This is a genomic window from Cyanobium sp. ATX-6F1 (genome assembly GCF_047395825.1).
GTDB lineage: Bacteria > Cyanobacteriota > Cyanobacteriia > PCC-6307 > Cyanobiaceae > ATX-6F1.
In genome coordinates this window covers 594,243-616,861 of the sequence record NZ_JBCEBF010000003.1, presented here as the reverse complement: position 1 = coordinate 616,861, position 22,619 = coordinate 594,243, and the positions used below count along the sequence as shown (strand labels likewise).

Below are 22,619 nucleotides of genomic sequence, written 5' to 3'. Positions count from 1 at the left end.
TGGGCGGCACTGAAGAGTTCCTGCGAACGCGTTGTGTTCAAGGCAGGAGCAGTCGCAGGGGCCGTAGTCAAGGCGTGTTCCGCAGACGATTGGGGGGCTGGGCCACCGGGTGGTGACAGGCCGAAAGCCATCTTGACCTAAAACAGTACCCACCGGATTCCTCCGTTACCCCGTGCCGCGCCCGTGACCCCGGATTGGCCCCGCCTTGAACGGCGGCTGAGGAACGTTCTGCCGGAGCGGGCCGTGGTGGCCAAGCCCCAGGAGCTGCTCACCTACGACAGCGATGGACTCAGCCTGCACCGCCAGGCGCCGCCGCTGGTGGTGCTGCCCGAGAGCACCGAACAGGTGGCGGCCGTGTTGCGCGCCTGTCATGAGCTGGCGGTGCCGTTCGTGGCCCGGGGCAGCGGCACCGGCCTCTCGGGCGGGGCCGTGGACGAGCAGGGGGCGGTGGTGGTGGTCACCAGCCGCATGCGCAGGGTGCTGCAGGTGGATCTGGCCAACCAGCGGATCACCGTCGAGCCCGGGGTGATCAACAGCTGGGTCACCCGGGCCGTGGCCGGCGAGGGCTACTACTACGCCCCCGATCCCTCCAGCCAGGTGGTGTGCTCCATCGGCGGCAACGTGGCCGAGAACTCCGGCGGCGTGCACTGCCTCAAGTACGGGGTCACCAGCAACCATGTGCTGGAGCTCGAGGTGGTGCTCCCCGACGGCACGGTCACCCGCCTGGGCGGGCCGCTGGCGGAGATGCCCGGCCTCGACCTGCGCGGGGTGTTCATCGGCAGCGAGGGCACCCTGGGCATTGCCACGGCGATCACCCTGCGGCTGCTGCGGGCGCCCCAGTCGGTGGAGGTGCTGCTGGCGGATTTCGTCTCGATGGAGGCGGCCGGCGAGGCGGTGCGGGCGGTCACGGCCGCGGGGGTGCTGCCGGCGGGGATGGAGATCATGGACAACTTCACGCTCAACGCCGTCGATGACCTGTTCGGCGCCGACGAATACCCGCGTGATGCGGCGGCGGTGCTGCTGATCGAGCTCGACGGCCAGGCCCAGGAGGTGGCCGCGGCGGCCGCCCTGACCCGCGACCTCTGCCTCCGCTCGGGGGCGCGCTCAATCCGCCAGGCGGTGGATGCGGCCGATCGGGCCCTGCTCTGGAAGGGCCGCAAGTCGGCCTTCGCGGCCGTGGGCCGCATCACCCCCACTTACTACGTGCAGGACGGCGTCGTGCCCCGCAGCGCCCTGCCTTCGGTGCTGGCGGCGATCGATGCGCTCAGTGCCGCCTATGGCCTGCGGGTGGCCAACGTGTTCCACGCCGGCGACGGCAACCTGCACCCGCTGATCCTCTACGACCGCCACGAGCTGGGGGTGGAGGCGAAGGTGCAGGAGCTGGGGGAGAGATTCTGCGGCTGTGCGTGCAGGCCGGCGGCAGCATCACCGGCGAGCACGGCGTGGGCTCCGACAAGCGCTGCTACCTCGACTGGATGTTCGCCCCCGACGATCTGGCCACCATGCAGCTGGTGCGCCGCGCCTTCGACCCCGAGGGCCGCGCCAACCCGGGCAAGATCTTCCCCACCCCGAAGAGCTGCGGCGAGTCGTCCCGCCGGGCCGAGACGATCAGGCTGGAGGTGCCAGCTACGGGGCGGCCGGTGCTGGAGGTGTTCTGAGCGTTGAGCTCACTCTTGGCCACCACCGGCGCTCCCACCTGAACGGGTTCCAGGCGGGGAGAGCTGCGGAGGTTCATCGCTCACCCCAAACGACTCCAGCAGTCGATTGATGCGACGCGACAGCACCCGCACCTCCCGCAGGGTGTCCAACAGTGGTGGATGGGCCTCAAGCATCAGCGCCAGAGCTTCTTAGGTGGCCTTGCGGGCGGCGGCACCGGCGTTGTCGATCCGTTGGGCGGTGCCTTCGTGTTCCACGACAATCTGGTTGAGGGGGCGCTCCGATCCCCACGAGCCAGCCCTGATGAATTCCTTGCCCAGAAGCGATGAGCCCCTGGTGCTGCGCACCGCGTTCGGCGACGAAACGGCCTGGCAGGCGCTGCAGATGGCCATCCGCAGACCGGTGGACGGCTTTCAGTCTCAGGTGGCGTTTCTGGGCCGGGCAGAAGACGCCGGGGTCAGCACCGACGATCTGCTGGCTGGCGGGGCGACCACTTCTGGCCAGCCGATGGTGTTTCTCCTCGATGCCCTCACCCTCCAGCCACCAGGAATCGACTCTGTCGTTCTTGCTGATCGCCCTGCTGTTCGGCCACGGCGGAAGTCCCAGGGGCGGGTGATGCCGCCGGGCACCTGCCACACGCCATAGCGGCTGCGGGAAGCCCGGTCCTCGGCCTCCAGATACTCCTTGGCGTTGCACTGGCCCAGGTATTTCCGGTTGGCAAAGGCCATGCCGTCTTCCACCAGGGCCAGGTTGATGTTCACACCACTGATCACCTCGGCCACGGTGCTCTCGATCGGTGACGGCGACACCATCCGCGTGCAGCATGGCCGCACCGTGGCGGAAGCCTGTTGGTTGGCCTGCGCGGTGTCGGCGGAGAAAACGTTGCCCCACCCAGCGATGAACGCAGCGGCACCGATCAGCAGCCACCGGTTCAAAGGCTGAGCACAGGCTCGATCTGCTCCAGCAGCGCTGGCAATTGCTCGCTCAACGTGATCCACACTTCTTCGAGGTCCACGCGGTCGTAGGCATGGATCAGCACATCCCGCATCCCCGCCATCTCCCGCCAGGGAATCTGCGGGTGGTTCTGACGGCAGGAGTCGCTCAGGCGCTTTGTGGCTTCTCCAATGATCTCAAGATTGCGCACCACCGCGTCCTGTAAAAGGTCGCTGGCCAGAAACGTCTCTCGATCGGGGATGGGGAATCCTTGAACCCGCCGGATCGCGGTCAGAATGTCGCCCAGGGCATCGCGGTCCCTCGGCTCGATCACAGGGGAATGGCGTCCCGCTCGGCAGAAGCCAGGACGGCTGGCTTGAGATTGCGTCGGCGAATCAAATCCACGCGGCAGTGCAACGTGTCTTCCAAAGCCAACTTCAGGGCGATGCGCTCGAGCAGACCCGTGCGTGCAGGCAGATCCACCAGGAGATCCAGGTCACTGTCGGCTCCAGCTTGATCACGGGCCACCGAGCCAAACGCCGCCACATTGCTTGCGCCGTGCGCAGTCGCGATCTCCCTGATCCTTGGAGCCTGGGCCAGCAGGTCGTCGAGGCGCATGGCAACTCAGAAGCCGTGGTCAGCCTAAGAGAGACAGCTCAGCTCGGCACGTCTACTCGTGGCCTTGTCAGGGCCGAACTCAGTTCCAATGAGAAGGGCGCCCCGTGTCGGGCGCCCTCGGGCCGGTTGCAGGGAACTGGTTGGAACCGCCCTGGTCGAGGCCTCTGATTCATTGATAGATCCGTTTGGCCGTGGTGTCAGTACGGCAAACCTCACTCCTGGGCCCCACCCCATCACCACTGGGGCTCGCAGGGGCTCCAGCCCTCCTGGCGCTTGGCGGCCCACAGCTTGAGGGCGTCATCCCGGCTGATCTCCCGGCGGTTCTTGAGCAACGGCACCGGTTCGCCGGGGAGTAACTCTCCCTTGGTGATCTCCAGCCGTTGGTAGGTGCGCCGCCAGCGGGTTGGGCGAAAGCGCAGCACCTGGCGGCCGTCGCTGAGCCACCCGTCTTTGGGCGACAGGGGTGGTCCCTTGCTGATGGCCATGCCTGATCAGGCCACCTCCGGGCACCAGCCCCGCTGGCGCGTCATGTCGTCGGTCCAGCCCTGACAGCGATGGGTGAGGTGCTCCCCCTGGGTCAGCAGTCCCTGGTGCAACTGACAGGTGAGCAGGGGGATGCAGTTCACCCCGGTGTGGTGGCGAAAGAAGTGGCAGGTCATGCAGACCTTGCGGCTGCGGCTGGGGCGCAGCACAGCCTCATCGAGATAGGGCCACTCCTCGATAGACAGCTCCAACGAACCGTCAGCCTCTTGGGAGGAGCGGCGCAGACGGAAACCCATGCCCTGACCCATGGGTACACGCGTACTGGTATGGCTAGCCGGGCTGCTTGGGCGCGTTCGTTGTCCCAGTTGTGGGCATCTAACCCGGTCGCTTCACTTGATGGGAGCGACCAGGAGGTCGCTGTCCTTTGCTTCAGGAGCGGCACCGGCGACGATCACCCGTGACGCCGCAGTGAAAGCGCTTGATGCCCTGTGCCATGAGTTGAACGCTCATGCCTCCGCTTGATCCTTCGGCTTGAGGTCGTCGCCGCGCAGCACCCTCAGCTCCCCATTGATCCGCACCGCCACCCCTGTCCCCGTCTGGAGGGCCAATTCCCTGGCCCGCTGACCAGCCCGCACGAGGGCCGCTGACACCTTCTGCCTGTCGGGGTCATCGAGCTCATTCTTTCCCACCACCGGCGCTCCCACCTGAACGGGGTCCGGATGGCGAGAGCTGCGGAGATTCATCCTTCACCCCGAACGACTCCAGCAGCAGATTGAGGCGACGGGACAGGGCTCTCACCTCGCGCAGGGTGTCCACCAGTGGCGGGTGGGCCTCACGCATCAGCGCCAGAGCTTCTTCGGTGGCCTTGCGGGCGGCAGCGCCGGTGTTGTCGATCCGTTGGGCGGTGCCTTCGTACACCTGCAGCGTCTGACGGGTGGTGGCGGCGGTACGGCCGGTTTCCAGCTCCAGACGGCTGCTGAGACGCCTGAGGTCCTGCATCGTTGACTGGAAACTGTTGATCGCCCGGGGCACATCGCGCTCGGCGACCGAGGCCGTGCCCTCCAGGGTGCGGTTGAGCTTGAGCCGGGTGGCGGCGATCTCTTCGAGCAGCTGGGCGAGGTCGGGCCCCTGCTCAAAAGGAATCAGCAGACCGCTGCGGGGTGGTTCCTTCCCAGGCGGCAGTACATCCGGGGTGAGGGCGATCTGGCTGGCGCCGATCAGCCCCTCCTGGTAACGCTCGGCACGGCTGGCAGGACCGATCAGGCGGCGGTACGTCTCGGCGATACGCAGATCCACCGCCACCTTCCCGTCCATGCCCAACGTCACCTTCTCCACCCGCCCCACCCGGAAGCCGGAGAGAGTGACGTTCACGCCCGGCCAGATGCCGCTGGCATCGGTGGTGCGAAAACGCACGGCAAAACTGCGGGCCACCCAGCTCTGCTGCTGCCAGGTGGCGTTCAGCATCCAGACACCCAGCAGCAGGGCGCCAACCGGCACCGCCCAGCTCAGACCCGTGCCCACCGCCTCCACCGACCAGCGCGGCAGCCAGGCGGGCCTTGAAGTCGGACGGGGTTCGTTCATGGCCTTCCGTTGAAGCTGGGAGGAACGACGGCGAGCCAGAACACCTCCAGCAACACCACCGAAAGAGCGCAGTTCACGATCGATGTGCTGATCAGGGCGGCCAGTTCCTCCGGATGCTGGCGGCAGCGTTTGCCGATGATGTGGCAGAGGCTGGCCGATGCCGCCGCCATCAGCAGGGTGCGCAGCACGGCGCTGCTCACCACCCATGGAGTCAGCGATCCGAGGAACAGGGGCAGTTGCTCGGTGAGATCGGGCCGGGGAAGCGAGCACGCTGGCGGTGAACGCAGCCAGGATGAAATAGGGAAGCAGCAGCAGGGCCGCCAGCATCGCCGTGGCCAGGCGAGGCCCGAGGATGTGGGCGCCTGGCCTGGCCTGAATCCGGCTGGCCAGTTCCACCCTGGCCGGAACGCAGCAGCCGATCCAGACCAGGTTCACCACCAGCGGTGAGAAGATCTGGGCGGTGACGAAGCTGGTGGTTTCCAGGGCGAAGGTGCTGCCCTGGCGCAGGGGCTCCATCAGCCCGCGGGTGAGCCCGGCGCCGATCACGCCACCGATCACCAGCGCCAGCGGCGCGGCTCTGAGCAGTTCATGCCGAACCCGGTGCAGCATCGGGGTGGGGAAGCGGCTCGGAGCCTAGGCTGGTGGCTGGTAAAAGGCCGCCACTCGATAGGCAACCATTGTGCTTGCCTCTTCGGTATCCTCAACTCCCCCATAAGTTCACACATGCGTCAATCTGCCCTCCTGATCGCTTCCGCTGTTCTTCTCACCACTTCTGGGCTTGGGGTTTCAGCTGAGGCCAAGCAGAACCGCCCAAATATCGACGAATCGAACATGATGCGCTTCTGCCAAGGTGAAGTGGCGGCTAAATACAGCGTGAGCCCTCGCGACATCTCCACCCTGCCAGTCGAGCGCAAGAACGGTAAGTACCTTGTCTATGGACAGACCCCCGCCGAGGGTGACAACGCGTTGTTTTTCTATTGTCAGTACAACCAATATCGCGAGTTCGACGGGGTCAAGATGACCAGTGACAAGCGTTCTTCCAGTAGTGGTGGTTCCGCTAGGGAGAGTGTAGAGGTGGAGAACATGTCACGTTATTGCACAGGTATGGCGGCCGAAAAGTTCAACCAGAGCCCTCGCTACATCACCAGCAACAAACCCAGTCGTCAGTCCAATGGCACCTACATGGTGTACGGGCAGTACAACGTATCAAGCACCTTCACTCAAGTCTTCACTTGCACCTTTAATTCCAATGGTGTGTTCAAGGGCGTCAAGAAGATTTGAAGGAGCAGGTTCGAGGCTGATCGGAACATGACGACCAGCCTCCCAGGAATCCGGCCAATGTAAAGCCGCTTTTTGTGGTTGCGTTCCGTACGAGACAGTAGGCTCTGGATCTGAATTGGCTGGATCGTCATGAAGCGAACCTTCATTCGCCTCTCCTTACTGCTGATTGTTGGTGCCTTGGCCTGTGCCGTGGCCTACCGACTGATCGGGGTCCGGGTCGATGCCGATGGCATCGTCCGGGAGGCTTTTCCTCTGATCCCGATCGGTTTCTTTCTGGGTGGAGCGGGCGTGGTGACGGGGATCGCGGGGCTGTTGTGGCGTAAGGACGACAAGCGCCGTTGATTGCTGCCATGGCCAATCCTGCAGAGCGCTTGATCAACTGCCGGCATACCAGCAAAATTCAAGTGCTCGTTTGTGATCAGCTCATGGGTGGATGATCAGTCAGAGTCTTCCCTCCGAGCCGGTGTACATCACACCCTGTACCCGACCTCTGGGATCGCTGGTGCAGGTCCAGGGGGCCTGGGCGCCTGGTACCCGAATCTTCACGCCGATACCGGCTTCGGCAGTCATCACATCGAGGATGCTGAGACGGTTCTGCGACACTCCCGTCGTCTTGGCGACGGCTGCCAGACAGGCATCTTCCGCGGCGACGGTCGACATCGTTGGTTGTGACGATGGAGGCCGGTTCTGAGCCATGGAATCATCGGCCTGCTGGACGAGGCTCGGGGTACAGGCCGGTGTTTGGATGGTGCGGCGTCCCATGGCGTTGTAGTACACTCGGCAACTCCCGCCAACATGCACCTGATAGGTGCCATCCGAAAGCCGAGCAACTTTGGCGGACTGTCCTGAGCTGGAAGGGGATGAGCTCATCCCAGAGCCTGGAACGGCGCTGCAGATCCCATGGGCTCCATTGGAACGGGTGTAAGAGACATAGAGGGAATCACCGGAATTCTTGCTGATTGAAATCGTGGTGCCCGGGCCCTTGGCTTCGTAATAGGTAGGACTGAACTCCTGAACCATGGCCTCTCTGCCATTGATCCAAACGGGCCCACCACGATCGGCGTGCACATCAATCCCGCCAGGGCAGACATAGTGGAATTGAGGAACCTTGGCGAAAGCATTCCCGGCTGCCATTCCCAGGCTGCCCATGAAGAGAATGCCGGCCATTGCAAGGCTACGACGAAACGATACTGAGAGGTTCATTTTTGGAGCCGGAAATCAGATGGTGAATAGATGAGAGGAGTATGGCAAGGGAAGCGGCTGTAAAGCAAGTGAAGCCAAAAAATCAGGAAGCAGGGCGTGGGTGAAGAACAAGGCGATGCTTGCCATTGGTCCAGCGAACGTACTGACGATCCTTGAGCTTCTGAAGATCAAGCGGATTGTCAGCAAGCTCAACAGGCCCATCTTCCAGCTCAAAGATACCCATCGACGTCATCAGTGCTGTTTTGGTGTCGGGGAAGATCAGAATGCCAAAGTAAAGATCCTTGCGCATGGCCGTTGGCGAAGGATACTTGATTACTGTTCCAGAAACAATAATCGAGGTGCCCTGACCCTTTGTCCAGTAGATTTTGCACTCCGCCTCCAGGACGTTTCGATCCTTTGGGCCCCAGCTCAGGGTGCAGGGCATCTTGACTTCTTGAGATTGCTGGATCTTCTGGGGGGCCGCCATGGCAGATGGGACAACACCGGCGAGGCATGCCAGTGAAAGCATCGCCAACGACTTGAAGACTTTGTTGCTTGCTTGCATAGTCAAAAGGTAGTGCAGGAGTTTAGCATTAATTGATCAAAGAGTCGCTTGCATCTGCAAGGATGGCGCAATCGGAGTGGGGCCTTGGCGTAGCCTTGAAAGCCTGGGAGTGGGTCATTCAATCACACGCCCAAACAGAGGAAGGATTCAATTATACGATTACTTCTGAGTCCCAATACTTCTCCGGTCTCACCAGGGTGCAGCTCTCTCCGTGGCACAGCCTCACCATAGTCGCCTCCTCCATTGGGCGGCCAAATTCCTGGCTGCTCCTGGATGGCGCAACGATGCGTAGTGGCTGAAGTATAGATGCCATCAGCGCAAGGATCCACCCCCTCGTTCATGGTCTCGATGCCACTATTGGGCGGAGCAGGAATGACCCCTTGATGCTCAGCCATGGGTTGTCGCATCGACATCAAGGCTCGCCGAATAGAGCGAACTTTGCTGTTGCATGACGCTGTACTGCTTGAATGGTGGATGAATGTAGTGGCAACATGCTGACGGCCTTGCTGCCATCCCATGATCGCCGCAAGTGCGCTATGGGGCTTGATGGCAAACCACGACACAATCACCTCAATGACCTGGAATGAAAAACACTAAGACTCTCTGGATCGCGTTGGCAGTCTTTGTTGGATGGCTGATGGTCACCATCGGAGGTGGTGCCAGTCGCGGTGGAGGCAGCTCCTCCTTGAACGACATGGTCAGTCGCGGATTGGCCTGGCAATTCGTTGCCGCTATCGGGTTTCTTTGTCTGGTCACGGTGATCTTTGGCCTGAAAGAGATTGGGTTCCGTACCCCGGATTGGGGATTCGCCTTGCGGATCCTGTGGTTGCCTGGCCTGATGATTGTGCTCTTCTTCTCCCTTGCCCTCGTGCTTGGACTTCCGGGTCTGGTCACGACATTCTGGGTAGCGCTGAACACCTTGCTGGTTGGCATTTCTGAGGAATGGATGTTCCGTGGAATCATCTTCAAAGGCTTGACAGACCGTTTCTCTGTATGGAAAGCCGTCTGGTTCTCGTCATTGGTGTTCGGTGGGGTTCACGCGCTGAATGTTTTTGTCACCGGTGAACTTCAGGCAGGCTTGATCCAAGCAGCCGCAGCGAGCTTCAGTGGGATTCTGTTCGCTGCCATCCGTGTGCGTACTCAATCGCTCTACCCGGTGATCCTTACGCACGCCCTATGGGACTTTGCCGTTTTCATGGTGATATCCTCAGGGCACAAGGCCGCAGGCACTGGAGCGCAGTCTTCCGTAGGTCTGAGCATTCTTGCTCCCCTACTCCTCGCTGCACCTGGATTCTTCTATGGACTCTATCTTCTTCGCAGGGTTAAGCAGCTGGACAACGGACAACCTGTTTAGTTGTGACTGCCACCAGGTTCTTCCGGCGGGCATTGGGGTCTGAGTTCGACAGGGTTGAGGTGCGACCCAGCAGCCCCAGATCTCAGACCCGATGCATATATGCCCCAATGCCCGTCTGTCACCCACATCCTCTGCCAGGAAAGCTGCCCAAATGGGGGCAATCATGCCTGTGGCTGCGCGAATTGCGCTGGTGGTTGTCAAGCCAGGCTCAAGGCCGACGACCGGAGAACCGGCGGCTCGGGCGTTCAACGGCCATCTATTGAGCCGATCACAACTACTTCCTCGGGTCGGCGTCGGTGATCGATTGATCGCGCCCACCTGAGGTGCGCACAGCCCCGCGGCTGTTGGTGCGGGGCTGCTGCCGGTAGGGGAAGGAACTGTCTCCGATCTGGTCGCCACCCCATAGGTGTAGCCCTTGCGAGTTCAGCTCGCTCTCGGCAATGGCGCCCCCACGGTGCGGGTTCGCTTCTTTCCTTCATCTTGAGGCCACCAACCCCACTCGGCTCTCGGTTGGCCGGTGGTTCTGAGGCCAGCGTCGCAGATCCGACCACCCATTCCTTGGCAACGGATCTGAGCGAGTCACCGCCAGCGCCGGCGTCGCCGGAGTTGCAGCGATGAACTGACACTCCCTTGCTGCCCACCCCTCCTCCGCTTAGTACGGTGAGCCCCTCCAGCTTGGCGTCAACATGAAAGCCAGTCTCGGCCTTGCTTTGCTTGCTGGTATGGGCCTTGCCCTTTACACCCCAGACGGCTGGGCAGCGGAAGTATCCAGCACGGCCAAATCGGCCTGCATGATGGCGATCAATAGTCAATACGGCGGCAATGTGCGCGACCTCAAGGTGGTTCGCAGCGAATTCTCACAGGCCAACTCCGAGGTGATCGTCAAGGCGATCGGCTTGCGTGGCGGCTCCACCAATGAGAAATTGCGCTGCCTGGTGTTCAATTCCGGAAAGGTGCAGGAGCTGCGGGTGCTCGAGAACTGACGTCCTAGACGACAGCACTGATGGCAAGTCACAGCTAAGAGCTCTGTTACTCTTGACCGACTCAAAGTTTAAGTTTTGCTGCGCACGCCTCTCTTTGCACTGCCCATTGGTTGCGCGATCACCATCGCAGCCCTGAGCGGCATGGGCCCTGCCACCGCCCAATCCCTGCCCTCCGGGGGATTCAGCGTTATGAGCGCGACCAACGCCTCCGCCAGCAGCTGGATGAGCAGAACCGCCAGCAGCTCGAGCGCCTGAGGCAACAGGAGAAACAACCGACGGTTCCCCAGGAGCCTGTGGTCGCACCCACCGACCAGCAGGCCCAGTGGCGCTACAGCGCCGTGCGCCTCGATGGGGTGACGGTGCCCTGGAAGAGCGAGCTGGAGAGCCTGGCGGCCACCTACTTGAACCGGTCGATCAGCCTCGATGACCTTGAACAGCTGCGCGCCTCGATTCGCGACACCTACCGGCGCCACAGCCTGCTGGCGCTCGTCACGATCAACCCTTCCGCTGGTGGTGACGGCTTGCTGGTGATCACGGTGGTGGAGGCCCACATGGGCGAGGTTTCCGTGGACGGCAACCTGCGCCATCACCTCAAGAACGGCATCGCTGAGGCCATGGTGCGGGCCAGCCTGCCGAAGGGCTCCCTGTTTCGCATCGACAAGCTGACCTCCGCCCTGCTCAAGCTCAACGACATGGCAGGGGTGAGGGTGCGCTCCACCCTGCGCAAGGGAACCGGCGCCGGCCTCACCGATGTGCTGCTGAGCATTGAGGACGGCGATCGCAGCAGTGGTGAGCTCCATGTGGGCAATGAAATTAACCGATTCCTGGGCTCAACCAATGTCGATCTCACCCTCACCGCGGCCAACTGGATGGGCCGAGGAGACCAACTCACAGCCAATGGCCAGTGGTGGCTGAATAGTTACAACACGGGCAATCTCGTGGGTTCCCTCGCCTTTCAGGCACCGATCTCTCCAGATGGCCTGCAACTCAATGCCTTTGGAAACTACAACAACTACAGGTTGCTTGATGAGCTCTACAGCTCCGACATCAATGGTTACACCGCAAACCTGCGCATCGGACTGCAGCAACCCCTCTGGCGCCGGCCAATGCAATCCCTTTGGGTTGGCTTGAGCGCAGAAGCCAATACCTATGTCGACAAGGTTCAGGAAGTGGAGATCCGCAATAAAGACAGTCAGGTCGGCCGGCTGTCATTGATTGCCCAGAAGCAGGATTCCATCCTGGGCACGGGCCTCAATACCGCCTTCCTGCAATACAGCTTCGGCAATTTAGATCGCTCCGGCAACAGCGATGACTTTCTGCTCGACCAATTCACTGCCGGCACCGATGGTGTGTTCAACAAGGTCTTGCTGGTGTACAGCCGCTATCAGGTGTTCTCCCCCGTTGGCAAGGCAAGCTGTTCGTTCAGGCCCAGAAGGGCTTCAACAACCTCGATGGTGCCGAGAAAATGTCCCTGGGTTACCCGAACGGCGTTCGCGCCTATCCCCCAGGCGAAGCCCCTGGCGACAGCGGCTTCAGTGGTCAGCTGGAGCTCATCTACAAGGCCACAAGCCAATTGTCTTTCGTGGCCTTCCTCGATGGGGGCTACATCTGGCGCTGGAACGACCCCTTCCCCGGGGCCCTTCAGCCGAATTCCTATGGGCTGGCTGGCACCGGCATCGGCGCCGACCTGGGCACCCCCGGTGAATGGCTGGCCTCGCTCAAGCTTGCCTTCCCCATCGGCAACAACCCCGCATCGCTCAACGACACCGATGCCGACGGATTCAACAAGTCGCTGAGGGTCTGGGGCTCTTTGCGGCTCTGGTTCTGAGGAACTGATCAAGCAACCATGAGAAATCCCACCTCCTCTGCCAACCTGAGACAGCTGCTGCTGCGGCACTCGAAATCTGGCCTGATTCTGCTCGCCCTGGCCCAGGGCAATCCGCTGCTGCAGGCGGCCACAGCCCAGCAATTGCCCACGGGTGCATTGCAGGAGCGAGGAGCTGCCGGAACGGTGAATCAGACGGGCCGCACCTTGACCGTCACCACCCCAGGGCGGGCCGTCTTCAGCTGGGGCACGTTCAACATTGGCCAGGGCGACACCGTCGACTTCCGCAATGGCGGAGCGGTGCTCAACTACGTGCGCTCCGGAGGAATAGCCAGCCAGATCAACGGCATCCTGCGGGCCACCAACCCACTGGTTCTGCTCAACAATCAAGGCATCAGCGTGGGTCGCACGGCGTTGATCTCGGTACCGAGCCTTCTGCTGAGCACCGGTTCGCTGCTCCCGGACAGCCTGGACAAGTTCATGGCTGGAGTCAGTTACGGCAATGGATTGAATGCGCCGCTGATCAGCATTCAGATGAGCAACGGAGATGGTCCGATCCTTGTTGAAGGGCGGATCGAATCCACCAACGGGGGTGGCATCGGCCTGGTGGCCCCCTCGGTGACCATCGCTCCCAGCGCCAGCCTCTTCAGCCGCGGTTTCCGATCGGCCAGCACCGGCACGGACGGGGTGAATCTCCCCTACAACGGCATTGAACCCGAGGGCACCCTCTGGATCGGCACCACGGGCCTACCGATTAATCCCTTCACCGCAGGTGCGGGCCTGCCCACGGGCTTTGGCTTTGCCCAGATCAGCGGCCAACCCTCACCGCAATCGGCTTCGCTTGCCCTCCAGGCCTCCTACGACCTGGAGCGGTTCGTGATCGGCACCGCCGGTGCCCGGGCAGGCCAATTTGACGGCTTGTTCTTCTCGCCCTCCTTCCGGGCCTCCGACTTCTACGTCTATGACGGCATCGAGGCGGTGGAGGAAGGACACAGGTTGGCCACCAACGGCGGACCACTCAAGCGGTTGCTACGCACATTCAACGCCAAAGGCCAGGCTTCTGATCAGGAGATGCTGGAGTCGGACGTGTTGGGACTGCAGCTCCCGGCCGGAGCTGCCTTGATGAACGCCGAGGGTGTTCAAGTCGATCAGGTTTCGGGAAAGATCACAGCTGGAACGCTCACCATTCAGCCGAGCACCGCTGCCCTGGCCAATCCAGATTTCACTGACCAGTTCGGCAGCGGCCCCCTCAAGGTCGCGATCGGTACTGGTGGCTCGTCGGTTGTGGGCAGCAATGGAGTCAAGGCTGCCTACGATCCGCAATCAGGTGTCATCGCTTGGTCCAGGACGATTCCGGGAACTTCCGTTACTGAGACGGTGGCGATTCCTGGAGGAATTACGATCAATCAAGGGCAGACAAATCCTGGGTTCACAAGGCCGCCAGACCCTGGAATCACTCAGTCATTTGAAGTGAAAGAAGGCTATTATTATCATGGAAGCAATGGTTCATATGCTGGATCATCTCCATGCCCTGGCTGTCGCTACGTCAATCCAGTAACAGGCCAGGTGACCTACTGGAGAGGCCACTTCACCACCGATAGTCAAGGCCATCCTCAATTCACGACTTCGGGGGGCGTGCCAGATACCCATGTTGTTTACATGGTGGGTGGTCAGTATTACGTCACATCGGCCTCGGGTTTCAATCCCCAGACCACACCCAAGAACCCGCCGACTCAGGTCGTCAGTCCGACCCTTTATCAACAGGTCACCAGGCCTGGAATTCCGACCCAGCAGCAGTTCCAACAGGTCCTCCCCCTGAGTGGTCAGGCCACGATCCCTCAGGGTTCGGCGACCTCCACCTGGACACGGCCAACGGCCCCCTTGGTACCCACCTTGGCGCCGATCCGCGTTCCGCAAGCCCAGCCGACGGCGGCCCCGACAGCCGCACCTCAGCTGACACCGGCGCCAACGCTGGCACCGATCCTGGTGCCGCAGGCGCAGCCGACACCAGCACCCACAGCCGCCCCCCAGCTGACACCAGCGCCAACGCTTGCTCCGATCCGGGTGCCCCAGGCGCAGCCGACACCAGCGCCGACGGCGGCCCCCCAGCTGACCCCGGCCCCAACGCTGGCTCCGATCCGGGTGCCCCAGGCGCAGCCGACGCCAGCGCCGACGGCGGCCCCCCAGCTGACACCGGCCCCGACGCTGGCACCGATCCGCGTGCCGCCAGTCCAGCCGACGCCAGCGCCGACGGCCGCACCCCAGCTGACACCAGCCCCAACGCTCGCTCCGATCCGGGTGCCCCAGGCGCAGCCGACACCAGCGCCGACGGCGGCCCCCAGCTGACCCCGGCCCCAACGCTGGCTCCGATCCGGGTGCCCCAGGCGCAGCCGACGCCAGCACCGACGGCGGCCCCCAGCTGACCCCGGCCCCAACGCTGGCTCCGATCCGGGTGCCCCAGGCGCAGCCGACACCAGCGCCGACAGCCGCCCCCCAGCTGACACCGGCCCCAACGCTGGCGCCGATCCGGGTGCCTCAGGCGCAGCCGACACCAGCGCCGACGACCGCCCCGACGGCGGCCCCGACGCTGGCGCCCAATGGTCAGCTCCAGCCGACCGCGGTGCCGCCGCGGACGGTCATCACGCCGACGGCCGCCCCGACCCTGCCTCCGACGGCGGCGCCGCAGCGAACGTCCGCCCCGACGGCGGCGCCGACCCTGGCGCCCAGTGGTCAGCTCCAGCCGACCGCGGTGCCGCCGCGGTCGGTCATCACGCCGACGGCCGCACCGACCCTGCCTCCAACGGCGGCGCCGCAGCGAACGACCGCCCCGACGGCGGCCCCGACGCTGGTGCCCAATGGTCAGCTCCAGCCGACCGCGGTGCCGCCGCGGACGGTCATCACGCCGACGGCCGCCCCGACTCTGCCTCCAACGGCGGCGCCGCAGCGAACGACCGCCCCGACGGCGGCGCCGACCCTGGCGCCCAATGGTCAGCTCCAGCCGACCGCGGTGCCGCCGCGGATGGTCGTCACGCCCACGGCCGCCCCGACTCTGCCTCCGACGGCGGCGCCGCAGCGAACGTCCGCCCCGACGGCGGCCCCGACGCTGGCGCCCAAGGGTCAGCTCCAGCCGACCGCGGTGCCGCCGCGGATGGTCGTCACGCCCACGGCCGCCCCGACTCTGCCTCCGACGGCGGCGCCGCAGCGAACGTCCGCCCCGACGGCGGTGCCGACGCTGGCGCCCAATGGTCAGCTCCAGCCGACCGCGGTGCCACCGCGGATGGTCGTCACGCCCACGGCCGCCCCGACTCTGCCTCCGACGGCGGCGCCGCAGCGAACGTCCGCCCCGACGGCGGCCCCGACGCTGGCGCCCAAGGGTCAGCTCCAGCCGACCGCGGTGCCGCCGCGGATGGTCGTCACGCCCACGGCCGCCCCGACTCTGCCTCCGACGGCGGCGCCGCAGCGAACGTCCGCCCCGACGGCGGTGCCGACCCTGGCGCCCAATGGTCAGCTCCAGCCGACCGCGGTGCCGCCGCGGACGGTCATCACCCCGACGGCCGCACCGACCCTGCCTCCAACGGCGGCGCCGCAGCGAACGGCGGCCCCGACGGCCGCGCCGACCCTGGCGCCCAATGGTCAGCTCCAGCCGACCGCGGTGCCGCCGCGGACGGTCATCACCCCGACGGCCGCACCGACCCTGCCTCCAACGGCGGCGCCGCAGCGAACGGCGGCCCCGACGGCCGCGCCGACCCTGGCGCCCAATGGTCAGCTCCAGCCGACCGCGGTGCCGCCGCGGACGGTCATCACCCCGACGGCCGCACCGACCCTGCCTCCGACGGCGGCGCCGCAGCGAACGGCGGCCCCGACGGCCGTCCCGACCCTGGCGCCCAATGGTCAGCTCCAGCCGACCGCGGTGCCGCCGCGGATGGTCGCCACGCCGACGGCCGCCCCGACTCTGCCTCCGACGGCGGCGCCGCAACGAACGTCCGCCCCGACGGCTGCTCCCAAGCTGCCAACGGCCCCAACGCTGGCTCCGATCCGGGTGCCCCAGGCGCAGCCGACACCAGCGCCGACAGCCGCCCCCCAGCTGACACCAGCGCCAACGCTCGCGCCGATCCGGGTGCCTCAGGCGCAGCCGACACCAGCGCCGACAGCCGCCCCCCAGCTGACCCCGGCCCCAACGCTGGCTCCGATCCGGGTGCCCCAGGCGCAGCCGACACCAGCACCGACAGCCGCCCCCCAGCTGACACCGGCCCCAACGCTGGCACCGATCCGCGTGCCGCAGGCCCAGCCCACGGCGGCACCGACGGCCTCGCCTCAGCTGAAACCGGTCCCAACGCTCGCTCCGATCCGGGTGCCCCAGGCGCAGCCGACACCAGCGCCGACGGCGGCCCCCCAGCTGACGCCAGCGCCAACGCTGGCTCCGATCCGGGTGCCGCAGGCGCAGCCGACGCCGGCGCCGACGGCCGCTCCCCAGCTGACACCGGCCCCAACGCTGGCACCGATCCGGGTGCCCCAGGCGCAGCCGACACCAGCGCCGACAGCCGCCCCCCAGCTGACACCGGCCCCAACGCTGGCACCGATCCGGGTGCCTCAGGCGCAGCCGACACCAGCGCCGACAGCCGCCCCCCAGCTGACGCCAGCGCCAACGCTGGCTCCGATCCGGGTGCCGCAGGCGCAGCCGACGCCGGCGCCGACGGCCGCTCCCCAGCTGACACCGGCCCCAACGCTCGCTCCGATCCGGGTGCCCCAGGCGCAGCCGACACCAGCGCCGACAGCCGCCCCCCAGCTGACACCGGCCCCAACGCTCGCGCCGATCCGCGTGCCAGGCAGCGCCGGCAGTGCGCTCGATAGCAAGCCGATCCTGCAGCCGATCAATGTGCAGGCCGCCCTCAATCAGGCCAAACCCACCGGGTTGAACGTGCCGCTCAGTTACAGAATTCCCGCCCACATTCTGGCGAAGCTGGGACCGCAGCCGGCGCTGATTCAGGGTCGCCTCACACTGGCCGATGGCGCTCCCTTACCCCCAGGGGTGAGCTATGTGCCCCGAAGCGCGACGATTTCAATCAGTGATCTGAGGCGGGTGTCGCTGCCTCTGGATGTACGTCTCTCTGTCCCCACCGCCAACGGCGGCCGTGCTTCGGTGGTGCTCACGGTGGGACAGCCCTAGAGCCGATGGATCCCTCCACCAAGCCGCTCATCAGTGTGGTGATCGGCAGTCGTAACGAGGGATCCCAGCTTCAGAGCACCCTCGAACAATTGATGGCGCTCACACCACCAACGGGTGGTCTGGAGTGCTCCTTGCTGGATGACGGATCCAACGACTCCAGCAGTGCCTTTCTCGATGCCGGGCCCTGGCTAGAGCTGCGGCAGCAGGGAATCATCCGCCTGAGGCGACTCAACCATAGTTTGGGGGTGTCGAGGGGGCGAAGGTTCGCCTCCGTGGGTTGCCGCGGCGAGGTGCTGGTCTTCATCGATGCGCATCTGGACTTTCCCCAGAGCGATCTCTGGATCCAGATGGAGCGCCATTTCACGGACCCCGGTTGCCATCTGCTCAGCATCGATTGCTATGACAGCCGTAACGGCAACACCACCGCCGGTTCCGTCTACACCAGTCGTCGACTCTGTCATCAGCAACCGGCCTGGATGCCGATTCAGAGCGACCCCCTGGTGAACTGGGTTGTGCCCTTCGTCAACGGCGGATTCTTTGCGATTCGCCGCAGCGTGTATGAGCAGTTGGGCGGGTTCCCGGATTTTCTGCAGGGCTGGGGGCATGAAGATCGCTTCCTGTCGATGCTGGCGGGTCTGGCAGGTTTCGAATGCCGGCTGGATCAGAGCCTTCAGGTGGGGCATCGCTACAAGGACGTCTTCGAAGATCCAGGCAACGGCGACCCTCCCACCAGTTGCTCCGACCCCCTGCCCGCCGATGGTCTGGTGTTGAACGCTGCCCCCTTTGTGCCCGCGGCGGATGGTGACCCGCCGCCACCCATGCTGATGAACAGCCTGCGCTGCAGTTACCTTCTCTACGATGGGGAGCGGTTCCAGCAGAGCCTCGAACAACTCAGCTTTGACTATGGGGCGGAGTTGGGCACACGAGCGTTGGCCTTGCTCCAACAGGAGCAGCCACAACTTGATGCGCTGCTCGCCCAAGCGGGATTGAATCCATCCCAGAGAGATCAGCGTCTCGAAGCGTTCTGTCAGAAGTTTCGGCCGATGTTGCCGATGCTTGATGAGGCTCTCCTCCACGCCAGCACGGCAATGGGAGATTCGCAGCAGGCGCTGGAGGTGATCCAACAGTTACCGCGGGAGATCGCGTCCCTTCACCAGCCTGACGCCGATCATTACCGAACGGCGCGGCTGTATCGGGAGGCAAGTCGGCACTACGAGCTCGGCCATTTCCCCAGCGTGGCGGCCCTTCTGTTGGAATTGCTCTCCATCGAACCGAACCACCTGCCTTCGATCTGCATGCTGGCCATCGGTCTGCGCAGGCTGAACAGGCCCGAGGGGGCCCGGCACTGGCTCACCCATGGAGTCAACCTGGTGGACCAGCACCGCGCGACCACGGGGCCGGGTCCGCTGGGAGCCTGGCATCCTGCCTGCCAGCAGCCCTATCTCCGGCACCTTTACTGGCCCGGGGCCGACAGGTTTTGTTGGCAGGGGCTGGCAGAACTGTCTGAAGAAGCCGGACAGTGGGCTGAGGCCGTGCGCTGGCTGAGCCGGGTGCTGGAGCAGACGCCCGACGATGAGGAGATCCATGGGAGGCTCCAGCGCTGCCTTCTGAGCCGCCCCAAAAAACCTAAGGAGCACAGGGCAAAGGAAGTCCCTGATCCGGTTCGGGCTTCATCACCAGCAGCGCCGTTCCTTTGAGGGGATGACGCAGGGGTTGGGCTGGGGGCGCACTCGGATTGCTGGGATAGCCCCTGCCATCAAACGAGAGAACGGCATAGCCGCCATGGCCGGCATCCTGACGCACGTTCACGATCAAATCCTTCCAGCCGTGATGCTTCTGTTCACTCACGATCAGGGGTGGCCTGAACAGGGTCATTCGCGAGACCAAGGTGGGGCCCTTCAGCCCATTGCGAAAGACATAGAAGTTGCAGCCACCGGTGCCGCAGGTGTAGGGGCCTTGAACGGTGGCCACGATCTCCGGGCTGCCGTCACCATTGAGATCCACGCGATCGTAGGCATAGCGAAGGGAGCCCACCTGCGCACATGCCCTGCTCTGCTTAAAAGCCTCTGCCTGCTTCCACTCACTTGAACCTGGATCGGGTCCGTGCCCTTGTCCATCCTCCACGCGCACCGGAAACAGCTCACGGCGTAAGGCCGCTTCCAGGCGGGGATCAGGAACGAGCAGGGGCGGCCGTGAGTTCAGGAGCACCGGTTGTGGAGGTTTCTCCGTTGCGCTCCAGGCGGGGCCTTGTGAGAGGCCCATGGTTCCCCAGATGGCCAGGGGGACCAACACGAGCGGCAGGGGGAGATCCATGAAGGATTGGGGCTTGCCAAAAGACGATGCTCTCTATTCACAGCAATCGTAGGGAAGTTCTGGGTTGCGGAGGTATCGCTGCGTCGGTCGAGGCGCATGGATTGATGGCTTCTCAATCATCAGTAGGTGGCCATCGCGATGGCCAAGGTCTGGTTCGCGGCCGAGCCGCTGCAACTAGATGGTGGCCGAATAAAGGCTAAACTTTAGACCTGTTGGCAGGGCTCATGTGGCGCCTTGCCGCAGGAAGTTGGCTAGACTTTCTGTGGCCTCAGTTCAATTTCTTTCAACAACCCAAAGGAGTGTTCAAAGTGAAGCAGAGCAAGCACGTTATTGCCGCCACAGCCGCCACCACGATCCTGTTGATGTGGCCGCTTTCCTCCCAGGCCATTGATCCCGCCTATGCCAAGAAGCTTGATCGCTCTGGCTGCACGCAAGTCACCGAACTGAAGGGCTGCGATATCAACAAGACCAAAGCCGAAAACGCCAGAGCTGGATTTGGCACCACCACCACGGCCACTTCCACCTACGCCGGCAAATGGATCGCCAAAAGCAGCGAAGGACTGACCGTGGCCACAATTCGCATCGACAACAAGAACAAGGTAACGGTGAACGGCAAGTCTGTGGCCAGTAAGCTCAGTGATGGTGCCCTGGTGTTCAAAACGGGCTTCATCACGTATTCGATTCAAGGCGATCCCCGCGTCGTGAATGAGAGCAGTTGGACTGATTTTGACGCAAAAACCACCGGCCCTATTCGACGCCAGTGATCAAGGGTTGATTCCAATGATCAGCAGGGGCTTGGCTCCTGCTGTCTCCGTGCTCATTCCAGTCGTCAGCTGATCTTTTGGGCCACCGTCTGAACACGGTTCGGAGCGAAAGGAAGTTCCCAATTTGTAAGAGCTTTCAGAACGGCGAAACGAACCCTGGCCCGTTGAACGGTCCTGATATGGTCGCGGCTGAGCTCATCATCAATGGGTCAGAGCTTCAGAGCCCCTGTTCACGGAAATAGCGCCGAATGGCGTCCTCCGCGACACCCACCTGGGCCGCGTCACAGGCAGAGGTTTTGCTGAAGGTCTTCCCGGCCTTGTTGAAATTGACCCGACAGGCGCCGTCAAATTTCACCTGACGGATGCCCAACAGGAGGGTGACAATCTCGGGCGGTTTTGCCATGGAGGCCCCGCTGACGGGAGCGGAGCTGCCGCTGGGGGCGCCCTTGGAGTAGGGGGCCGTATCCCAGAAGACGAAGATCGACTGTTTTTCCAGCCGGTAAACCTGTCCGCGATTGGCCTCCAGCATCTCGCGCTTGGCAGGCTCACCACGCTCATCAAAGAAGGCGTTGGGCGTGCTCTCGTTGGGCTTGAGCTCGATCGTCTGGCCGCCCTTGAGCTGAATGCTCACGAAGCCCTGGCGCTGGGAAAAGGTACACAGCCCCGAGGAGGTGGCCTTGTCGTCACCTGCGGGAAAAACATCGCAGCGAGCATCGACAGTGTCGGCCAGCGCTGGTGCAGCGAGGGCCACAGAAGCAAGACTCAGCAGAGAGGCAGTGAGGGTCTGGAGTCGTTTCATCAACACTCTTTGTATTGACATTATTTTTGCATCGTACCCCTTCTTGGTTTCGGTCCGGTTCTCGGTTGTGGAACTGGTACATCTCCTTGGCTGATGGTCAATGAGCCCTCCCGACGAGACGAAGTTGTCCGGGCAATGACTGAATCACTTCGGAATGAACTCACCTCTCAACATTCTGACGCAAAAAAAATGAAAGCCATTTTATGAAGCCAACATTCTCCTCAAGCGGAGGATCAAACCTAGCAGGATCACGGCGATCAACTGCAGCAACGGTACGCCAATCATTACCACGCTTTGCGCTAGCCCAGGCTCGGGCCCTGTGTTTGGGATTGGGGCATGGAGAGCCAGAAGGAACGTACCCCCCAGCGCAAGAAACAGTGTGAGGATGAAAAGAACTCTTGCGTCCGAGCTGCGCTCACGAACGCTTCCAGCCATCAAGCCAAGCAGCAGAAAGGGTGCAACAACCAAGGCCAGAAAGGGAAGATCGATGCCTTGCAATCCGGGCGAGCGAGCACAGACGATGATCAGGCTCGTGATGGCGGCAAACGCGCAGACCACTCTGGTGGCCTGGTCACCCATGACACCCCTTGCCTCCATCATTGGTTCCTGGCATCAACCGCCGTTGCATCGCCAACGACTCCAACTGACGCAACCGTTGCTGCTGGCTGGCCTTCACACAGGACCGCATGTTCTCCTGAGCCCTCCAGCATTGGTCCATGGTTTCCACCCAGCGGCGCTGATCCTCCATCAGGGCCTCGCGCTCTGGCTGCTTGAGGGAAGCATCGTCCCGCAGGTGGCGAAAGGCCTGGCGCAGCTGCGCGTCGATGGCCGTCAGTTCGGCATCCCGACAGATCAGCACCGTGGCGGCGCTGCCCGCGCGCTGACAGCGGATCGTCTCCCCATCGAAGGACTCCGGTGGCGGAGGTATCGCCTGGGCGCCGAGAGTGCTGAAGACCCCTGCCAAAAGCAGCGGCAGAACTGGCAGCGGCCACCTGCCCATGGACCAGAAGGCTTGTTGCAGCGGCGTCCGTGCCGGTGGGCGTAACGGGGTCATCACTTCAAGGCGATCCTCGCCTCACGAATGAGATCAGCTGGTTCAATTCTGACCCTCAAAC

24 protein-coding genes and 3 pseudogenes are annotated in these 22,619 nt (G+C 63.5%); 12 read left to right on the top strand and 15 right to left on the bottom strand.

Annotation, left to right across the window (positions count from 1 at the left end):
• Window positions 1-183 precede the first annotated feature (183 nt).
• A pseudogene (locus tag AAF143_RS15120) lies at window positions 184-1,658 on the top strand (FAD-linked oxidase C-terminal domain-containing protein).
• A 9-nt stretch (window positions 1,659-1,667) separates the two neighbouring features.
• On the opposite strand, the gene AAF143_RS15115 reads toward AAF143_RS15120, so the two are convergent.
• On the bottom strand, window positions 1,668-1,832 hold the full coding sequence (locus AAF143_RS15115; protein ID WP_255006894.1) for a hypothetical protein: 165 nt from the start codon (window positions 1,830-1,832) through the stop codon (window positions 1,668-1,670).
• Between the two features lie 15 nt (window positions 1,833-1,847).
• Entirely contained in the window at window positions 1,848-2,048 is a 201-nt protein-coding gene (locus AAF143_RS15110; protein ID WP_255006893.1) for a hypothetical protein, read from the bottom strand.
• Here AAF143_RS15110 and AAF143_RS15105 point away from each other — a divergent pair.
• Window positions 1,960-2,166, top strand: a pseudogene (locus AAF143_RS15105) (DUF6924 domain-containing protein); the annotation flags it as partial. The gene AAF143_RS15110 and the pseudogene AAF143_RS15105 sit on opposite strands and share 89 nt — an antisense overlap.
• On the opposite strand, the gene AAF143_RS15100 reads toward AAF143_RS15105, so the two are convergent.
• The 7 genes from AAF143_RS15100 to AAF143_RS15070 form a co-directional block, all read right to left on the bottom strand.
• Window positions 2,076-2,468 (bottom strand): thermonuclease family protein, encoded by a 393-nt coding sequence (locus AAF143_RS15100; protein WP_409995610.1) that lies wholly within the window; start codon window positions 2,466-2,468, stop codon window positions 2,076-2,078. The pseudogene AAF143_RS15105 and the gene AAF143_RS15100 overlap by 91 nt on opposite strands.
• A gap of 119 nt (window positions 2,469-2,587) precedes the next feature.
• Complete coding sequence (locus AAF143_RS15095) at window positions 2,588-2,923, bottom strand: DUF86 domain-containing protein (protein WP_255006890.1); 336 nt, start codon at window positions 2,921-2,923, stop codon at window positions 2,588-2,590.
• Window positions 2,920-3,207 carry a nucleotidyltransferase family protein gene (locus AAF143_RS15090; protein WP_255006889.1) on the bottom strand — a complete coding sequence of 96 codons (288 nt, stop codon included), beginning with the start codon at window positions 3,205-3,207 and terminating at the stop codon, window positions 2,920-2,922. The genes AAF143_RS15095 and AAF143_RS15090 overlap by 4 nt, the downstream gene beginning before the upstream one ends.
• A 233-nt stretch (window positions 3,208-3,440) precedes the next feature.
• Complete coding sequence (locus tag AAF143_RS15085; RefSeq protein ID WP_255006887.1) at window positions 3,441-3,692, bottom strand: DUF1651 domain-containing protein; 252 nt, start codon at window positions 3,690-3,692, stop codon at window positions 3,441-3,443.
• A 6-nt stretch (window positions 3,693-3,698) separates the two neighbouring features.
• On the bottom strand, window positions 3,699-3,986 hold the full coding sequence (locus tag AAF143_RS15080; protein ID WP_255006885.1) for a galactose oxidase: 288 nt from the start codon (window positions 3,984-3,986) through the stop codon (window positions 3,699-3,701).
• Window positions 3,987-4,196: 210 nt separating this feature from the next.
• Window positions 4,197-4,379 carry a hypothetical protein gene (locus tag AAF143_RS15075; protein ID WP_414027303.1) on the bottom strand — a complete coding sequence of 61 codons (183 nt, stop codon included), beginning with the start codon at window positions 4,377-4,379 and terminating at the stop codon, window positions 4,197-4,199.
• Window positions 4,366-5,880, bottom strand: coding sequence for an MlaD family protein (locus tag AAF143_RS15070; RefSeq protein WP_414027302.1), 1,515 nt, complete (start codon window positions 5,878-5,880; stop codon window positions 4,366-4,368). Before AAF143_RS15070 ends, AAF143_RS15075 begins: the two co-directional genes overlap by 14 nt.
• A gap of 114 nt (window positions 5,881-5,994) precedes the next feature.
• On the opposite strand from AAF143_RS15070, the gene AAF143_RS15065 reads away from it, so the two are divergent.
• Window positions 5,995-6,552 carry a hypothetical protein gene (locus tag AAF143_RS15065; RefSeq protein ID WP_255006872.1) on the top strand — a complete coding sequence of 186 codons (558 nt, stop codon included), beginning with the start codon at window positions 5,995-5,997 and terminating at the stop codon, window positions 6,550-6,552.
• A 129-nt stretch (window positions 6,553-6,681) separates the two neighbouring features.
• The gene (locus AAF143_RS15060; protein ID WP_094554989.1) at window positions 6,682-6,894 is read left to right on the top strand and encodes a DUF3955 domain-containing protein; all 213 of its coding nucleotides are present in this window, start codon (window positions 6,682-6,684) and stop codon (window positions 6,892-6,894) included.
• A 99-nt stretch (window positions 6,895-6,993) separates the two neighbouring features.
• On the opposite strand, the gene AAF143_RS15055 is transcribed toward AAF143_RS15060, so the two are convergent.
• Together AAF143_RS15055 and AAF143_RS15050 are read right to left on the bottom strand one after the other, a co-directional pair.
• Window positions 6,994-7,719: a hypothetical protein gene (locus AAF143_RS15055; protein WP_414027301.1), complete on the bottom strand. Its 726-nt coding sequence runs from the start codon at window positions 7,717-7,719 to the stop codon at window positions 6,994-6,996.
• A gap of 118 nt (window positions 7,720-7,837) precedes the next feature.
• Complete coding sequence (locus AAF143_RS15050) at window positions 7,838-8,299, bottom strand: hypothetical protein (protein WP_255006865.1); 462 nt, start codon at window positions 8,297-8,299, stop codon at window positions 7,838-7,840.
• A 583-nt stretch (window positions 8,300-8,882) separates the two neighbouring features.
• Between AAF143_RS15050 and AAF143_RS15045 the strand changes: the two genes are divergently transcribed.
• The 7 genes and pseudogenes from AAF143_RS15045 to AAF143_RS15015 all read left to right on the top strand — a co-directional run bounded on the left by AAF143_RS15045 (window position 8,883) and on the right by AAF143_RS15015 (window position 19,325).
• Window positions 8,883-9,653 (top strand): CPBP family intramembrane glutamic endopeptidase, encoded by a 771-nt coding sequence (locus AAF143_RS15045; RefSeq protein WP_255006864.1) that lies wholly within the window; start codon window positions 8,883-8,885, stop codon window positions 9,651-9,653.
• 686 nt (window positions 9,654-10,339) lie between these two features.
• Window positions 10,340-10,636: a hypothetical protein gene (locus tag AAF143_RS15040; protein ID WP_255006862.1), complete on the top strand. Its 297-nt coding sequence runs from the start codon at window positions 10,340-10,342 to the stop codon at window positions 10,634-10,636.
• A gap of 293 nt (window positions 10,637-10,929) precedes the next feature.
• Window positions 10,930-11,169 (top strand): annotated as a pseudogene (locus AAF143_RS15035) (POTRA domain-containing protein); the annotation flags it as partial.
• Between the two features lie 794 nt (window positions 11,170-11,963).
• Window positions 11,964-12,464 (top strand): ShlB/FhaC/HecB family hemolysin secretion/activation protein, encoded by a 501-nt coding sequence (locus AAF143_RS15030; protein WP_414027513.1) that lies wholly within the window; start codon window positions 11,964-11,966, stop codon window positions 12,462-12,464.
• 18 nt (window positions 12,465-12,482) lie between these two features.
• Window positions 12,483-14,807, top strand: a complete 2,325-nt coding sequence (locus tag AAF143_RS15025) for a filamentous hemagglutinin N-terminal domain-containing protein (protein WP_414027300.1) — start codon at window positions 12,483-12,485, stop codon at window positions 14,805-14,807.
• A gap of 106 nt (window positions 14,808-14,913) precedes the next feature.
• A complete protein-coding gene (locus tag AAF143_RS15020) occupies window positions 14,914-17,628 on the top strand; it encodes a hypothetical protein (protein WP_414027299.1) in 2,715 nt (904 codons plus the stop codon).
• A gap of 38 nt (window positions 17,629-17,666) precedes the next feature.
• Window positions 17,667-19,325 carry a glycosyltransferase gene (locus tag AAF143_RS15015; RefSeq protein WP_414027298.1) on the top strand — a complete coding sequence of 553 codons (1,659 nt, stop codon included), beginning with the start codon at window positions 17,667-17,669 and terminating at the stop codon, window positions 19,323-19,325.
• Here AAF143_RS15015 and AAF143_RS15010 read toward each other — a convergent pair.
• The gene (locus AAF143_RS15010; protein WP_414027297.1) at window positions 19,255-19,941 is read right to left on the bottom strand and encodes a hypothetical protein; all 687 of its coding nucleotides are present in this window, start codon (window positions 19,939-19,941) and stop codon (window positions 19,255-19,257) included. The two genes, AAF143_RS15015 and AAF143_RS15010, sit on opposite strands and share 71 nt — an antisense overlap.
• Before the next feature lie 224 nt (window positions 19,942-20,165).
• Between AAF143_RS15010 and AAF143_RS15005 the strand changes: the two genes are divergently transcribed.
• Window positions 20,166-20,705, top strand: a complete 540-nt coding sequence (locus tag AAF143_RS15005) for a hypothetical protein (RefSeq protein ID WP_255006858.1) — start codon at window positions 20,166-20,168, stop codon at window positions 20,703-20,705.
• Between the two features lie 217 nt (window positions 20,706-20,922).
• On the opposite strand, the gene AAF143_RS15000 is transcribed toward AAF143_RS15005, so the two are convergent.
• The 3 genes from AAF143_RS15000 to AAF143_RS14990 all read right to left on the bottom strand — a co-directional run bounded on the left by AAF143_RS15000 (window position 20,923) and on the right by AAF143_RS14990 (window position 22,558).
• Window positions 20,923-21,456: a hypothetical protein gene (locus tag AAF143_RS15000; RefSeq protein WP_255006857.1), complete on the bottom strand. Its 534-nt coding sequence runs from the start codon at window positions 21,454-21,456 to the stop codon at window positions 20,923-20,925.
• Window positions 21,457-21,705: 249 nt separating this feature from the next.
• Complete coding sequence (locus AAF143_RS14995) at window positions 21,706-22,083, bottom strand: hypothetical protein (protein ID WP_255006856.1); 378 nt, start codon at window positions 22,081-22,083, stop codon at window positions 21,706-21,708.
• Complete coding sequence (locus AAF143_RS14990) at window positions 22,076-22,558, bottom strand: lysozyme inhibitor LprI family protein (RefSeq protein ID WP_255006854.1); 483 nt, start codon at window positions 22,556-22,558, stop codon at window positions 22,076-22,078. Before AAF143_RS14990 ends, AAF143_RS14995 begins: the two co-directional genes overlap by 8 nt.
• Window positions 22,559-22,619 lie beyond the last annotated feature (61 nt).

Bases quoted from the DNA above. Each gene is read 5' to 3' on its own strand.
- AAF143_RS15065 (WP_255006872.1), top strand. From the start codon at position 5,995: ATGCGTCAATCTGCCCTCCTGATCGCTTCCGCTGTTCTTCTCACCACT.
- AAF143_RS15040 (WP_255006862.1), top strand. From the start codon at position 10,340: ATGAAAGCCAGTCTCGGCCTTGCTTTGCTTGCTGGTATGGGCCTTGCC.
- AAF143_RS15005 (WP_255006858.1), top strand. From the start codon at position 20,166: ATGTGGCGCCTTGCCGCAGGAAGTTGGCTAGACTTTCTGTGGCCTCAG.
- AAF143_RS15025 (WP_414027300.1), top strand. From the start codon at position 12,483: ATGAGAAATCCCACCTCCTCTGCCAACCTGAGACAGCTGCTGCTGCGG.
- AAF143_RS15085 (WP_255006887.1), bottom strand. From the start codon at position 3,692: ATGGCCATCAGCAAGGGACCACCCCTGTCGCCCAAAGACGGGTGGCTC.
- AAF143_RS15115 (WP_255006894.1), bottom strand. From the start codon at position 1,832: ATGCTTGAGGCCCATCCACCACTGTTGGACACCCTGCGGGAGGTGCGG.
- AAF143_RS15080 (WP_255006885.1), bottom strand. From the start codon at position 3,986: ATGGGTTTCCGTCTGCGCCGCTCCTCCCAAGAGGCTGACGGTTCGTTG.
- AAF143_RS15060 (WP_094554989.1), top strand. From the start codon at position 6,682: ATGAAGCGAACCTTCATTCGCCTCTCCTTACTGCTGATTGTTGGTGCC.
- AAF143_RS14995 (WP_255006856.1), bottom strand. From the start codon at position 22,083: ATGGGTGACCAGGCCACCAGAGTGGTCTGCGCGTTTGCCGCCATCACG.
- AAF143_RS15010 (WP_414027297.1), bottom strand. From the start codon at position 19,941: ATGGATCTCCCCCTGCCGCTCGTGTTGGTCCCCCTGGCCATCTGGGGA.
- AAF143_RS15050 (WP_255006865.1), bottom strand. From the start codon at position 8,299: ATGCAAGCAAGCAACAAAGTCTTCAAGTCGTTGGCGATGCTTTCACTG.
- AAF143_RS15070 (WP_414027302.1), bottom strand. From the start codon at position 5,880: ATGCTGCACCGGGTTCGGCATGAACTGCTCAGAGCCGCGCCGCTGGCG.
- AAF143_RS15045 (WP_255006864.1), top strand. From the start codon at position 8,883: ATGAAAAACACTAAGACTCTCTGGATCGCGTTGGCAGTCTTTGTTGGA.
- AAF143_RS15100 (WP_409995610.1), bottom strand. From the start codon at position 2,468: ATGGTGTCGCCGTCACCGATCGAGAGCACCGTGGCCGAGGTGATCAGT.
- AAF143_RS15055 (WP_414027301.1), bottom strand. From the start codon at position 7,719: ATGGCCGGCATTCTCTTCATGGGCAGCCTGGGAATGGCAGCCGGGAAT.
- AAF143_RS14990 (WP_255006854.1), bottom strand. From the start codon at position 22,558: ATGACCCCGTTACGCCCACCGGCACGGACGCCGCTGCAACAAGCCTTC.
- AAF143_RS15110 (WP_255006893.1), bottom strand. From the start codon at position 2,048: ATGGCCATCTGCAGCGCCTGCCAGGCCGTTTCGTCGCCGAACGCGGTG.
- AAF143_RS15090 (WP_255006889.1), bottom strand. From the start codon at position 3,207: ATGCGCCTCGACGACCTGCTGGCCCAGGCTCCAAGGATCAGGGAGATC.